12 protein-coding genes are annotated in these 12,742 nt (G+C 69.9%); 5 read left to right on the forward strand and 7 right to left on the reverse strand.

Annotated elements, in window-relative coordinates; translation table 11 throughout:
- Positions 1–51: 51 nt before the first annotated feature.
- The 5 genes from MTF69_RS05670 to MTF69_RS05690 all read left to right on the forward strand — a co-directional run bounded on the left by MTF69_RS05670 (position 52) and on the right by MTF69_RS05690 (position 4,393).
- Complete coding sequence (locus MTF69_RS05670) at positions 52–1,107, forward strand: ABC transporter ATP-binding protein (protein WP_243331227.1); 1,056 nt, start codon at positions 52–54, stop codon at positions 1,105–1,107.
- Positions 1,097–1,984 (forward strand): ABC transporter permease subunit, encoded by an 888-nt coding sequence (locus tag MTF69_RS05675; RefSeq protein ID WP_243331229.1) that lies wholly within the window; start codon positions 1,097–1,099, stop codon positions 1,982–1,984. The genes MTF69_RS05670 and MTF69_RS05675 overlap by 11 nt, the downstream gene beginning before the upstream one ends.
- Entirely contained in the window at positions 1,981–2,892 is a 912-nt protein-coding gene (locus MTF69_RS05680; protein WP_243331231.1) for an ABC transporter ATP-binding protein, read from the forward strand. Before MTF69_RS05675 ends, MTF69_RS05680 begins: the two co-directional genes overlap by 4 nt.
- A gap of 14 nt (positions 2,893–2,906) precedes the next feature.
- Positions 2,907–3,626 (forward strand): ABC transporter permease, encoded by a 720-nt coding sequence (locus tag MTF69_RS05685; RefSeq protein ID WP_243331234.1) that lies wholly within the window; start codon positions 2,907–2,909, stop codon positions 3,624–3,626.
- A gap of 125 nt (positions 3,627–3,751) precedes the next feature.
- A complete protein-coding gene (locus MTF69_RS05690; protein ID WP_243331236.1) occupies positions 3,752–4,393 on the forward strand; it encodes a rhomboid-like protein in 642 nt (213 codons plus the stop codon).
- A gap of 141 nt (positions 4,394–4,534) precedes the next feature.
- Here the strand turns inward: MTF69_RS05690 and MTF69_RS05695 are convergent, their stop codons facing one another.
- The 7 genes from MTF69_RS05695 to MTF69_RS05725 form a co-directional block, all read right to left on the reverse strand.
- On the reverse strand, positions 4,535–5,347 hold the full coding sequence (locus MTF69_RS05695; RefSeq protein WP_243331240.1) for an HAD family hydrolase: 813 nt from the start codon (positions 5,345–5,347) through the stop codon (positions 4,535–4,537).
- Positions 5,344–6,621: a serine--tRNA ligase gene (gene serS / locus MTF69_RS05700; RefSeq protein ID WP_243331242.1), complete on the reverse strand. Its 1,278-nt coding sequence runs from the start codon at positions 6,619–6,621 to the stop codon at positions 5,344–5,346. The genes MTF69_RS05695 and serS overlap by 4 nt, the downstream gene beginning before the upstream one ends.
- A 527-nt stretch (positions 6,622–7,148) precedes the next feature.
- Positions 7,149–8,084, reverse strand: coding sequence for a prephenate dehydratase (gene pheA, locus MTF69_RS05705; RefSeq protein ID WP_243331244.1), 936 nt, complete (start codon positions 8,082–8,084; stop codon positions 7,149–7,151).
- Positions 8,085–8,126: 42 nt separating this feature from the next.
- The gene (gene efeB, locus MTF69_RS05710; protein ID WP_243331379.1) at positions 8,127–9,368 is read right to left on the reverse strand and encodes an iron uptake transporter deferrochelatase/peroxidase subunit; all 1,242 of its coding nucleotides are present in this window, start codon (positions 9,366–9,368) and stop codon (positions 8,127–8,129) included.
- A 71-nt stretch (positions 9,369–9,439) separates the two neighbouring features.
- The gene (locus MTF69_RS05715) at positions 9,440–11,467 is read right to left on the reverse strand and encodes a copper resistance CopC/CopD family protein (protein ID WP_243331245.1); all 2,028 of its coding nucleotides are present in this window, start codon (positions 11,465–11,467) and stop codon (positions 9,440–9,442) included.
- Positions 11,468–11,489: 22 nt separating this feature from the next.
- Complete coding sequence (locus MTF69_RS05720) at positions 11,490–11,987, reverse strand: copper chaperone PCu(A)C (protein ID WP_243331246.1); 498 nt, start codon at positions 11,985–11,987, stop codon at positions 11,490–11,492.
- Entirely contained in the window at positions 11,984–12,637 is a 654-nt protein-coding gene (locus tag MTF69_RS05725) for an SCO family protein (RefSeq protein WP_243331247.1), read from the reverse strand. The genes MTF69_RS05720 and MTF69_RS05725 overlap by 4 nt, the downstream gene beginning before the upstream one ends.
- Positions 12,638–12,742: the final 105 nt, after the last annotated feature.

The following is a 12,742-nucleotide window of genomic DNA, read 5'->3' on the forward strand; positions in this document are numbered from 1 at the left end:
CGAGCTCCAGGTCTGACGATCCGGGCTCCGTACGCCACTAACGTCGGTCACGTGACTGTCATCGCGACCGAAAGCCTGAGCAAGCGGTACCCCCGAGTGACCGCCCTCGACCGGCTCTCCTTGGACATCGGACCCGGAGTTACCGGGCTCGTGGGCGCCAACGGAGCCGGTAAGTCCACGCTGATCAAGATTCTGCTGGGACTCTCCCCCGCCACCGAGGGCACCGCCGCCGTGCTCGGACTCGACGTAGCCACCCATGGCAGCGCGATCCGCGAGCGCGTCGGCTACATGCCCGAACACGACTGCCTGCCCCCCGATGTCTCGGCCACCGAGTTCGTCGTGCACATGGCGCGCATGTCCGGGCTCCCGCCGACCGCCGCCCGTGAGCGCACCGCGGACACCCTGCGCCACGTGGGGCTGTACGAGGAGCGCTACCGCCCCATCGGCGGCTACTCCACCGGCATGAAGCAGCGCGTCAAGCTCGCCCAGGCGCTGGTCCACGACCCGCAACTGGTGCTCCTCGACGAGCCCACCAACGGCCTCGACCCGGTCGGCCGCGACGAGATGCTGGGCCTGATCCGCCGCGTCTACACCGACTTCGGCATCTCGGTCCTGGTCACCTCCCACCTGCTCGGCGAGCTGGAGCGGACCTGCGACCACGTCGTGGTCGTCGACGGCGGCAAACTGCTGCGCTCCAGCTCCACCAGTGACTTCACCCAGACCACCACGACCCTCGCGGTCGAGGTCACCGACTCCGACGCCCACCCGGACGGCACCGCCGCCCTGCGCAAGGCGCTCACCGAGGCGGGAGTGGCGCTGCACGCGGGCGAGGAAGAGGGCCTGCCGGGAGCCGGCCACATCCTCCTCGTCGAGGCCACCGGCGAGGCCACGTACGACATCGTCCGCGACACGGTCGCGGATCTCGGCATCGGCCTGGTCCGCATGGAACAGCGCCGTCACCACATCGCGGAGGTCTTCCGCGACAGCGACGCGGCAGCCGCCAAGTCCGCCGCCCAGGCCGCGGCCCAGTCCGCCGCGTGGGCGGCCAACATGGCCAAGGCCCAGTCCACCACCCAGCAGAAGGGAGCCGGTTCCGATGGCGCCTGACACCTCGACCCAGATCCACAACATCGGCTACCGGTCCTACGACGGTCCCCGGCTCGGCCGCTCCTACGCCCGCAAGTCGCTGTTCGCACAGTCCCTGCGCGGCGCTTACGGACTCGGCCGCTCGGCCAAGTCCAAGGTGCTGCCGATGCTGCTCTTCGCGGTGATGTGCGTTCCCGCGCTGATCCTCGTCGCGGTCGCCATCACGGTGCCCGGCTCCACCGCCCTGCCGATCAAGTACACGACGTACGCGATGACCACCCAGGTCATCGTCTACCTCTACCTGGCCTCCCAGGCACCGCAGTCCGTCTCGCGCGACCTGCGCTTCAAGACGGTGCCGCTCTACTTCTCGCGGCCGATCGAACGCGTCGACTACGTCGTGGCCAAGTTCGCGGCCATGGCCTCGGCGCTCTTCATCCTCACCGCCACCCCGCTGCTGATCATGTGGATCGGCGCGCTGCTGGCGAAGTTCGACTTCGCCGACCAGACCGAGGGATTCGGGCAGGCGCTGGTGTCCGTACTGCTGCTGTCGCTGCTCTTCTCCGGCCTCGGCCTGGTCATGGCCGCGCTCACCCCGCGCCGCGGCTTCGGCGTCGCCGCCATCATCGCCGTGCTCCTGATCCCCTACGGCGCCGTGTCGGTCGTCCAGGCCATCGCCCACGAGACGGGCTCGACCGGGGTCATCGAGTGGCTGGGCCTGTTCTCCCCGATGAGCCTCATCGACGGTCTGCAGACCGCCTTCCTCGGCGCCGACTCCGGCTTCCCCGGCAGCGCGGGCCCCTCGGGCGCCGTCGGCTTCGTCTACCTGCTCGTCATCCTCGGCCTCATCGCCGGCTCCTACGCCGCCCTGATGGCCCGCTACCGGAAGGCCGGGCTGTGAGCATCATCGACATCGACCACACCTCCCGCTGGTTCGGGAACGTCGTCGCCGTCAACGACGTGACCATGCGCATCGGTCCCGGAGTCACCGGTCTGCTCGGCCCCAACGGCGCCGGCAAGTCCACGCTCATCAACATGATGGGCGGCTTCCTCGCCCCCTCCACGGGCACCGTCACCCTCGACGGCACCCCGATCTGGCAGAACGAGCAGGTCTACAAGCAGATCGGCGTCGTGCCCGAGCGCGAGGCCATGTACGACTTCCTCACCGGCAAGGAGTTCGTCGTCGCCAACGCCGAACTGCACGGTCTCGACGAGGCGGCCGCCCAGCGGGCCCTGGCCACGGTCGAGATGGAGTACGCGCAGGACCGCAAGATCTCCACGTACTCCAAGGGCATGCGCCAGCGCGTGAAGATGGCCTCCGCCCTGGTCCACGACCCGTCGGTGCTGCTGCTCGACGAGCCGTTCAACGGCATGGACCCGCGCCAGCGCATGCAGCTCATGGAGCTGCTGCGGCGGATGGGCGACGACGGCCGCACCGTGCTCTTCTCCTCGCACATCCTGGAGGAGGTCGAGCAGCTCGCCTCCCACATCGAGGTGGTCGTCGCCGGCCGGCACGCCGCCTCCGGCGACTTCCGCAAGATCCGCCGCCTGATGACGGACCGCCCGCACCGCTACCTCGTCCGCTCCTCCGACGACCGGGCCCTCGCCGCGGCCCTGATCGCCGACCGGTCCACCGCCGGGATCGAGGTGGACCTCAAGGAAGGCGCCCTGCGCATCCAGGCCGTCGACTTCGGGCGCTTCACCGAGCTGCTGCCGCGGGTCGCCCGCGAGCACGGCATCCGGCTTCTGACGGTCTCGCCTTCCGACGAGTCCCTCGAGTCGGTCTTCTCCTACCTCGTCGCGGCCTGAAGGAGCTGGCACCCATGTACAACCCCACCGTTGCCCGGCTCACCTACCGGGCCCTGCTCGGCCGCCGTCGCGCACTGATCCTCTGTGCGCTGCCCGTCCTGCTGATCGCCATCTCCATCGCGGTCCGTGCCTTCACCGGCCTCGACGACAAGGTCGCCGCCGACCTCCTCGGCGGCTTCGCCCTGGCCACGATGGTCCCGCTGATCGGCGTCATCGCCGGCACCGGTGCCATCGGCCCGGAGATCGACGACGGCTCGATCGTCTACCTGCTCTCGAAGCCGGTGAAGCGCCCGACGATCATCATGACGAAGCTGACCGTCGCGATCGCCGTCACCATGGTCTTCTCCGCGATCCCCACCCTGATCGCCGGCTTCATCCTCAACGGCAACGGACAGCAGATCGCCGTCGCCTACACCGTCGCCGCGCTCGTCGCCTCGGTCGCCTACAGCGCTCTGTTCCTGCTGCTGGGCACCGTCAGCCGGCACGCGGTCGTCTTCGGCCTGGTGTACGCCCTGATCTGGGAGTCGCTCTTCGGCAGCCTCGTCGACGGCGCCAAGACCCTCAGCGTCCAGCAGTGGTCGCTGGCCCTCGCGCAGAAGGTCGCGGGCGAGGGGTACGTGGACGCCACCGTCGGGCTGCCCACTGCGGTGATCCTGCTCGTCGCGGTCACCGTCGGCGCCACCTTCTACGCCGGACAGAAGCTCCGCCGCCTGACCCTGGCGGGCGAGGAGTAGGACCTCCGTACCGGCGTCCACACGGGCGTCCACACCGGCGTCCGTACCGGATGTTTCACGTGAAACAGTGCCCCGCCCGGCCCACCGGCCAGGCGGGGCACAGCTTTGCGCGAGATCATCGGGGCATGATCGAGTCCACCGAGCCCGAGCCGTCCAGGCCAGTACGGTCCTGGATACGTTCCGCGCCCGGCACCCACATCTGGCTGCTGATCATCGTGGTCACCAGCGTCGTGGTCGTGATCGTGCCCGATCATCTCGAACACGTCCTGCTCCACCGCAACAGCAGCAACATCCACGAACTCGCCCGGCAGCCCATACGCGCGCTGCTCAGCAGCGCGTTCTGGATCGAGGATCCGGCCTCGCTCCCGCTCTACTTCGTCCTCTTCGAGCTCTTCCAGGCCAATGTCGAGCGCTGGCTCGGCACCCTGCGCTGGCTCTTCATCATCGCGACCGGACACATCACGGCCACGCTGATCAGCCAGAAGCTGGTCCTGATGGCCATCCAGGACCACCGCGCCCCGCGCAGCATGGTCCACGTCGTCGACATCGGCGTCAGCTACGGACTCGCGACCGCCGTCGGGGTGCTGACGTACCGCCTGCCCGGCCCCTGGCGCTGGCTCTACCTCGCCGGGTCCGTGGCCTTCTTCGGACTCCCGCTCGTCTCCGACGGCACCTTCACCGACTTCGGGCACGCCATCGCACTGGCCGTCGGCCTCTTGGCCTGGCCGCTGACCCGGCAGCCGAACCCGAGCCGAATCCACGTCTGACGCACGGAAATTCACTGGTACGAGGCGTGCGGCGGAGGCAGAGTGAGCCGTGCGGGGAGAAACAAGAAGGTCCGGAACAGCCACTTCGAGCGCGCCTTGCGGCGCGGGCCGTTCCGGACCTTCCGTTCGTCTTCCGCTCGGTTACGCGGCGCCCAGCAGACGCTCCAGGACCACGGCGATGCCGTCCTCCTCGTTGGAGGTGGTGACCTCGTCCGCCACCGCCTTGAGCTCCGCGTGCGCGTTGGCCATCGCCACTCCGTGCGCGGCCCAGCCGAACATCGGGATGTCGTTGGGCATGTCGCCGAAGGCGATCGTCTCGGCCGCCTTCACCCCCAGCCGGCGCGCGGCCAGCGAGAGGCCGGTGGCCTTGCTCAGCCCCAGAGGCAGGATCTCCACGACACCCGGACCGGCCATGACGATGCCGACCAGGCTGCCCACGGTCTGCCGGGCCACCTGGACGAGGGCGTCCTCGTCCAGCTCGGGGTGCTGGATGTACAGCTTGTTCAGCGGGGCCGACCACACCTCGGAGGTGTCCTCCAGGTAGAGCGCGGGAAGGCCCTCCTGGACCTGGTAGCCGGGGCCGAAGAGCACCTCGCCCTCGACTCCGTCCCGGCTGGCGGCGATCGCTAGCGGACCCACCTCGGCCTCGATCTTCTCCAGCGCCAGCGCGGCCAGCTTCCGGTCGAGCGTGACCGAGGTCAGCAGCCGGTGCGCGCCCGCGTCGTAGACCTGCGCGCCCTGTCCGCAGACCGCGATGCCCTTGTAGCCGAGGTCGTCGAGGACGTGCCGGGTCCACGGCACGGCGCGGCCCGTGACGATGATGTGCGCTGCGCCCGCCGCGGTGGCCGCGAGGAGCGCCTCACGGGTGCGTTCCGAGACGGTGTCGTCGCCGCGCAGCAGCGTCCCGTCGAGGTCGGTCGCGACGAGCTTGTACGGGAACGGGGCCGGGCTCACTTGGCGATCGGCTCCAGGATTTCCCGACCGCCCAGGTAGGGCCGCAGCACCGGGGGAACCCGGACCGTGCCGTCGGCCTGCTGGTGGTTCTCCAGGATCGCGACAATCGTGCGCGGGACCGCGCACAGCGTTCCGTTCAGCGTGGACAGCGGAGCGGTCTTCTTGCCGTCGCGGTAGCGGATCGACAGGCGGCGGGCCTGGAAGCCGTCACAGTTCGAGGCGGAGGTCAGCTCGCGGTACTTGCCCTGGGTGGGGATCCACGCCTCGCAGTCGAACTTGCGGGAGGCGGAGGAGCCCAGGTCGCCGGTGGCGACATCGATCACCTGGAAGGGCAGCTCCAGGCTGGTCAGCCACTGCTTCTCCCAGTCCAGGAGACGCTGGTGCTCGGCCTCGGCCTCCTCCGGCGCGACGTACGAGAACATCTCGACCTTGTCGAACTGGTGGACGCGGAAGATGCCGCGGGTGTCCTTGCCGTACGTGCCGGCCTCGCGGCGGAAGCACGGGGAGAAGCCGGCGTAGCGCAGCGGCAGCTTGTCCGCGTCGATGATCTCGTCCATGTGGTACGCGGCGAGCGGGACCTCGGAGGTGCCGACCAGGTAGAGGTCGTCGTTCTCCAGGTGGTACACGTTCTCCGCGGCCTGGCCGAGGAAGCCGGTGCCCTCCATGGCGCGCGGGCGGACCAGCGCCGGGGTGAGCATCGGGGTGAAGCCGGCCTCGGTGGCCTGAGCGATGGCCGCGTTGACGAGCGCGAGTTCCAGCAGGGCGCCGATACCCGTGAGGTAGTAGAAGCGCGAGCCGGACACCTTGGCGCCGCGTTCGACGTCGATGGCGCCCAGGGACTCGCCGAGCTCGAGGTGGTCCTTGGGTTCGAAGCCCTCGGCGCCGAAGTCGCGGATCGTGCCGTGCGTCTCCAGGACGACGAAGTCTTCCTCGCCGCCGACGGGCACGTCCGTGTGGACGATGTTGCCGAGCCGCAGGAGCAGCTGCTTGGCGGCTTCGTCCGCCTCGTTCTGCTCGGCCTCTGCGGCCTTGACGTCCTGCTTGAGCTGATCGGCCTTCTTCAGCAGCTCGGCCCGCTCCTCCGGAGAGGCCTTGGGGATGAGCTTGCCGAGCGACTTCTGCTCGTTGCGGAGTTCGTCGAATCGCATGCCGGACGACCTGCGGCGCTCGTCTGCGGAGAGCAGTGCGTCGACGAGGGCGACGTCCTCTCCACGGGCGCGCTGCGAGGCGCGGACACGGTCAGGGTCTTCACGGAGCAGCCGGAGGTCAATCACCCCTCCAGGCTACCGGGCCGGGCTTCGGGGGATCGCACCGATATCACGCTGCGTGTCGCTTTGTCCTAATTGCCGCGAATGGAGAACTTCCGGCGGGAGACTGGAAGCGGTTCTTCCGCGGGGGGTGATAAAACCGCCCCCTTTCCCCGAAAGGGGGCGCAACGGCGGTGATCGGGCAGCCTCTGAGCAGGAGTGGAGGGTCTTCCTTGTCCACAGGAATTCCCCAGGCGACCGGCTTATCCACAGGCTGTGCGCCGGATCTGTGGACACAGGAATAGATCAATCTCGACTGTGGAGCTCGCGGGCCCAATCAGGGTTCAAACCGCCCTCACACACTCATTCGGGTGGGAATGACTCGCCCCAAAGAGTTGATCGGCGATACGGGGGTGACAGCGTTCACCTCCCGCTCGTCAGCGCGAAACCTGCGCCACCCGACCGATTTGTCGACCTTGCCGTGCCGCTCTGTCGACTTGTCCCCAGGCCGGCACCGAGACCTGTGGATAACTCTGTGGACAGTGGACGGAGCGTTAGGGGCGCCCGTCGAGGCAACGCGTCAGCCAGTCCGAGGCAGCGGTGAAGTCGGCGTCGGAGGTGCCGGACCGGGCGGCCTGGACGTCACCCTGAGCGACGCCGGCGCGCGGGTAGGAGCCGAGGAACCGGATCTGGGGGCAGGTGCGCTTGAGGCCCATGAGCGCCTCGCCGACCCGGCGGTCGGAGATGTGCCCTTCGGCGTCGACGGCGAAGCAGTAGTTGCCGATCCCCTCACCCGTGGGCCGGGACTGGATCAGCATCAGGTTCACCCCGCGGACGGCGAACTCCTGGAGCAGCTCCAGCAGCGCGCCGGGGTGGTCGTCGCCCAGCCACAGCACGACGGAGGTCTTGTCCGCGCCGGTCGGGGCGGCCGGCCGGGCAGGACGCCCGACGAGCACGAAGCGGGTCTCCGCGTTCTGCGCGTCGTGGATCTCGGTGACCAGCGGCACCAGCCCGTAGGTGGCGGCCGCGAACTCGCCCGCGAAGGCGGCGTCGAAGCGTCCCTCCTGGACCAGCCGGGCACCGTCGGCATTGGACGCCGCAGACTCCCACAGGGCGTCGGGCAGGTTCGACCGCAGCCAGTTGCGCACCTGAGGCTGGGCGACCGGGTGCCCGGTGACGGTCTTGACGTCCGAGAGCTTGGTCCCGGGCCGCACCAGCAGTGCGAACGCGATGGGGAGCAGCACTTCGCGGTAGATCATCAGCGGTACGCCGGAAGCCAGCTCGTCCAGGGTCGAGGTGACCCCGCCCTCCACCGAGTTCTCGATCGGGACCAGGGCCGCCGCGGCCTCGCCGTTGCGCACGGCGTCCAGGGCGGCCGGGACCGAAACCATCGGGACGAGCTCCCGGGTCGCGGCTTCGGGGAGGGTGCGAAGGGCGGCTTCGGTGAATGTGCCTTCGGGACCGAGATAGGTGAAGCGGGTGGCCGACATGCGATCAGCCTAATGCCGGGGCCCGGACGCCACCTGGACTGTTCACCCTTCGAGCAGCCGCTGACCCACGTACTCCCCCGGGCGCGCGCCGGGCGGCACCGCGTACAGGCCGCTCGACTCGTGCCGGATGAATTCCGACAGGGCGTCGCCGCGGTCGAGCTTGCGCTGGACGGGGACGAAACCGCGGGACGGGTCGGCCTGCCAGCAGATGAAGAGCAGCCCCGCGTCGGGTGTCCCGTCGGCGGCGATCCCGTCGTGGAAGGAGAAGGGGCGTCGGAGCATGGCCGCCCCGCCGTTCTGCGCGGGTGCGGAGATCCGCGCGTGCGCGTTGGAGGGGATGACCGGCTTTCCGTCGGCGCCGATCTTGTCGAAGGCCATGGCGGTGGTCTCGTCGCCTCCGGTCAGGGGGGCGCCGGTGGTCTTCGTACGGCCGATGACCTGCTCCTGCGCGGCCGGCGACTGCTGGTCCCAGGAGTCGAGGAGCATCCGGATACGGCGTACGACGGCGTACGAGCCCCCGACCATCCAGGCGTGTTCCGGGGGCACCGTGCCCTGGACGAAGATCCGCTGGTCGAAGTCGGCTTCGGTGGGCTTCGGATTGTTGGTGCCGTCGACCTGGCCCATGAGGTTGCGGGCAGTCATCGGGGAGGCGGTGGCGCCCGGAGAGCGGTTGAAGCCGTTCATCTGCCAGCGCGGCCGGGCCGCCTCTCCGGCGTCCTTCTGCAGGGCGCGCAGCGCGTGGAAGGCGACCAGCGCGTCGTCGGAACCGATCTGCACCCAGAGATCGCCGTTGCTGAGCCGGGCATCGAGCCGGTCGGCGGAGAAGTCCGGCAGCGGGTCGAGGGCGGCTGGACGTCGCGCGGTGAGGCCGGTGCGTTCGAAGAAGGAGTGGCCGAAGCCGAAGGTCACCGTCAGGGAGGAAGGGCCGGCGTCGAGGGCGATGCCGGTGTCGGCGACCGGTGCGGTCTCGCCCGCCGTCAGCCGCCGCGCGGTATCGGACCAGCGCCTCATCAGGGCGGCGGCCTCGGTACGCCCGGCACCGGGCGCCAGGTCGAAGGCGAGGACGTGGCCCTTGGCCTGGAGGGGCGTGGTGATGCCGGCCTGGTGCTCCCCGTCGAAGACGACCCGGGTGGCGCCGAGGCTGCCGGGAGCGCCGACGGAGCCCGCCGTCCCGGACCCGGACGCCTCGGACTGTACGAGGGCCCCGCCGGCGGCGCCGAGCGCGAGCCCGGCGGCGCCGGCGGCGCCGACCGTGCCCAGCAGGCGCCGCCGGGAGATCTCGATACCGGGGACTTCCGTGGTGCTCTCGGTGCTCTCGGTGCTCTCGGTGGGTGCGCTGTTCTGGGTCACGCTGGTCAGCCGATCTTCACGTTCTTCTGGACGGTCGTCTGGTCGATGTCGGAGGTGCGGATGGTCACGTCGATCCGCCAGTCGCCGGCCAGCGGAAGCTGGACGCCCGATGCGGTCCAGTGCCCGGGAGCGGCGCGCTCGGGGAGGACCGGAAGCGGGCCGATCTCCTTGGCCTCCAAGGTGAATGACACCTTGAGCTCGGGCAGGTCGAGAGGCTTGCCGTCGGGGGTCTCGGCCCACACGTGGAGGGTGTTCGCGCCGATGCGGCCCGGGTCCAGCTGGAGCCGGACCGAGCCCTTGCCGTTCTGACCGCCGGTGTCGAAAGGCAGAGTGACCTTGACCGCGCGGTCGGGAACGGCGGTGGCGGTGGAGCCACGACCCGCCTCCAGCTCCGCGGCACGGCCGGGCTCGGTGCTGGTGAGGATGGTGGTGACGGCCAGCAGGACCACGGCGACGCCCGCCTCGGCGAGCACGGACCTGCGCAGGCCGGCGCGGTCCGGGTCGGCATCGCGCGCCTGCTTCTCCCGCGCGGTGCGCCGGGCATCACTCTGGCGGGCGAGCTGCGCTGCGCGCCGGGGATCGGAGGCGGCGGTGCCGGAGGTGTCGGGGATGTCGGAGGCGTCGGCGTCGGGAACGGCGGTGGCGGCCGGGGTGACGGTCACGGGCGATGTTTCACGTGAAACATCGGGGGCGTGGCCCTCGGCCAGCCTCGAGGTCCACTTCCGGGAGGTGTAGGCGATGGCGACGACGACGGCGACGAGGCCGATCTTGATGAGCAGCAGTCGCCCGTAGTCGGTCCCGGTCAGCGCGGACCAACTCCCGACCTGGCGCCAGGCCTGGTAGGTGCCGGTGCAGGCCAGGACGAGAACGCTGGTGAAGGCGACGGTGGAGAAGCGCCGGATCGCCGTGCGCTCGATCCCCGGGACCTTGTGGAGCGCGACGAGCAGTGCGGTGAGTCCGCCGAGCCACGTGGCGACGGCCAGCAGGTGGAGGATGTCGACGGGCATGGCGAGGGCGGGCTGGATGCCGGTGGAGGCGTGCTCGGACAGCGCCCAGGTGGCGGCGATACCGCCGGCGACGACGGTCCCGCCGATGCCGAGCCCGAAGACGAGGTCGCTCTCCCCCTTGGCGTCCTCTTCGGAGACCTCGGAGGTGCCGGGGCCGTCCGAGCCGTTCGATCCGTTCGATCCGTTCGATCCGTTCGACGCGTGGCGCCGGGCGTAGGAGCCGAACAGGACCGTGATGAACAGTGCGGCGGCGCCGAGGAGAAGCAGCCGCGAGACGAGCGAGGCCCCGGACTTGGTCTCCAGGACGGTCTTCAGCCCGGCCAGGTCGAAGGCGTCGGCGAAGTTCCCCGACCCGGTGTACGGGTTGCGGAGCAGCAGCATCACCAGGGTGGCCACGGTGAGCGCGACCCAGGCCCGTACGACCAGCTTCTGCATCGACCGCTGCGCGGCCCCCCGGCGCCAGCACAGGAGGATGAAGGCGGCGGCGCCGACGAGCACGGCGAACCCGGCATAGGCCACGTAGCGCGCGATGCCGTAGGCGACGGCGACGGGCCCGTCACCCGCCGTCCGCGAGGGAAGCGAGACGGCGGTCTCGGAGGGGGCTCCGATGGAGAAGGTGAAGGCGCCGGAGATCGGGTGGCTGTCCGCGGATATGGCCTGCCAGGCGACGGTGTAGGTGCCGTCCGGCAGCCCCGGGCGCAGGGCGGTGCCGTAGCGGATGATGCTCCCGCTGCAGAGGTCGCGCAGCTCGCCGGTGTCGACCCGCTTGCCCTGGGGATCCAGGACGCGGATGGAGTCGCCGTTCATGGCGACCCCCTCCGAGAAGGAGAGGGTGATCTGGGCGGGCGCCGTGGCGACCACCGCCCCGTCCGTGGGGTCGCTCGCGGTCAGCGCGGCGTGTGCCGAGGCCGGCGCGGCAGCGGCGAAGAAGGCTGCCAGCAGAGCGGCGAGGACCAGCGTGAGCCGCGGCAGGAGTGCCGTGGCACGGACGCGGGCCGTGGATGGGGTCGGGGCGGTGGCCGTCATGGCGTGTCAGTCCCTCGGTCCGTCAGTGGGCGGTGCCGTCGGTGGATGTCGGAGCCTTGTACGTCCGCTCCTTGACGTCCAGCTCGACCTTGACCGGGCCGGACTTCTCGAAGCGCAGTTCGATGGTGACCTTGTCACCGACCTTGGGGGTGTTCTTGAGCCCCATGAACATGACGTGGCTGCCGCCGCGCGCCAGCTTCAGCTCGCCGTTCGCGGGCACGTCCATGGACTGGACCTGCTGCATCTTCTGATCCTTGGTCTCGTGGATCTGCAGATCGTCGGAGAGCGTGCTCGTGGCGCCGGTCAGCTTGTCGGCCGTCTTGGAGCCGTTCTTGATGACCATGAACGCGCCGGCCATCTTGTCGTTCACGGGCTCCGGCATGTAGCCGCCGCTGACCGTCAGCTTCGGCGCGTCACCGGAAGCGGACTCGGACCCGGACTCCGAGGAGCAGCCGGATATGGCGAGGGCGGCCGTCAGGGAGAGTGCGGCGGCGAGGGTGCGGGTGGTGCGGGTGTTCACGGGTTCTCTCCCTTGACGATCTTCGGCAGGTCCTTGGTGTAGTCATCGACGGTGGTGCTCTCGCCGTAGAGGAGGTATCCCTCGTCGGTCTTGGGCGAGAAGACGATGACCTGGGCGCCGTGCATGGAGACGACGTTGCCGCCGGCGTCCGTCTTGGCGGCCTCGATACCGATGCCGAGCGTGCGTGCGGCGGCCTGGATGGTGGCGAAGTCCCCGGTCAGCCCGGTGAATGCCGGGTCCAGGCCCTTGAGCCACGCGCCGAGGGACTCGGGAGTGTCCCGTTCCGGGTCGGTGGTGATGAAGACGACCTGGAGCTTGTCCTGGTCGGCCTTGGGAAGCGCCTTCTTGGCGACGGCGATGTTGCTCATCGTCAGGGGGCACACGTCGGGGCAGTGGGTGTAGCCGAAGTAGATCAGCGTCGGCTTGCCCTTGGTCTGCTCGCGCAGGTTCCACGGCTTGCCGGTGGTGTCCGTGAGGACGGCGTCCGGCTTGTCGAAGGGGCGGTCGAGCACGGTGGCGGAGCCGGCTTTCGCCTGGCTCTCGCTGATCTGGGTGACCTGGCCGTTCTTGGCCGGTTCACCACCGCAGGCAGTGAGGGTGAGGGCGGTCGCCGCCACGAGGGCGGCGAGCGTCACACGTGTGGTGCGCATGGAAAGTCCCTGGGATCGGGGATGGTACGGGTGGATCCGCGAGCCCGGCCGGCCCGGATGACCGGCCGGCTGCGCGGGATCGTCACGTCAGTAGGAGCTCCTGAG

Origin of the sequence: Streptomyces sp. AP-93 (genome assembly GCF_022808175.1) — a bacterium.
Lineage (GTDB): Bacteria > Actinomycetota > Actinomycetes > Streptomycetales > Streptomycetaceae > Streptomyces.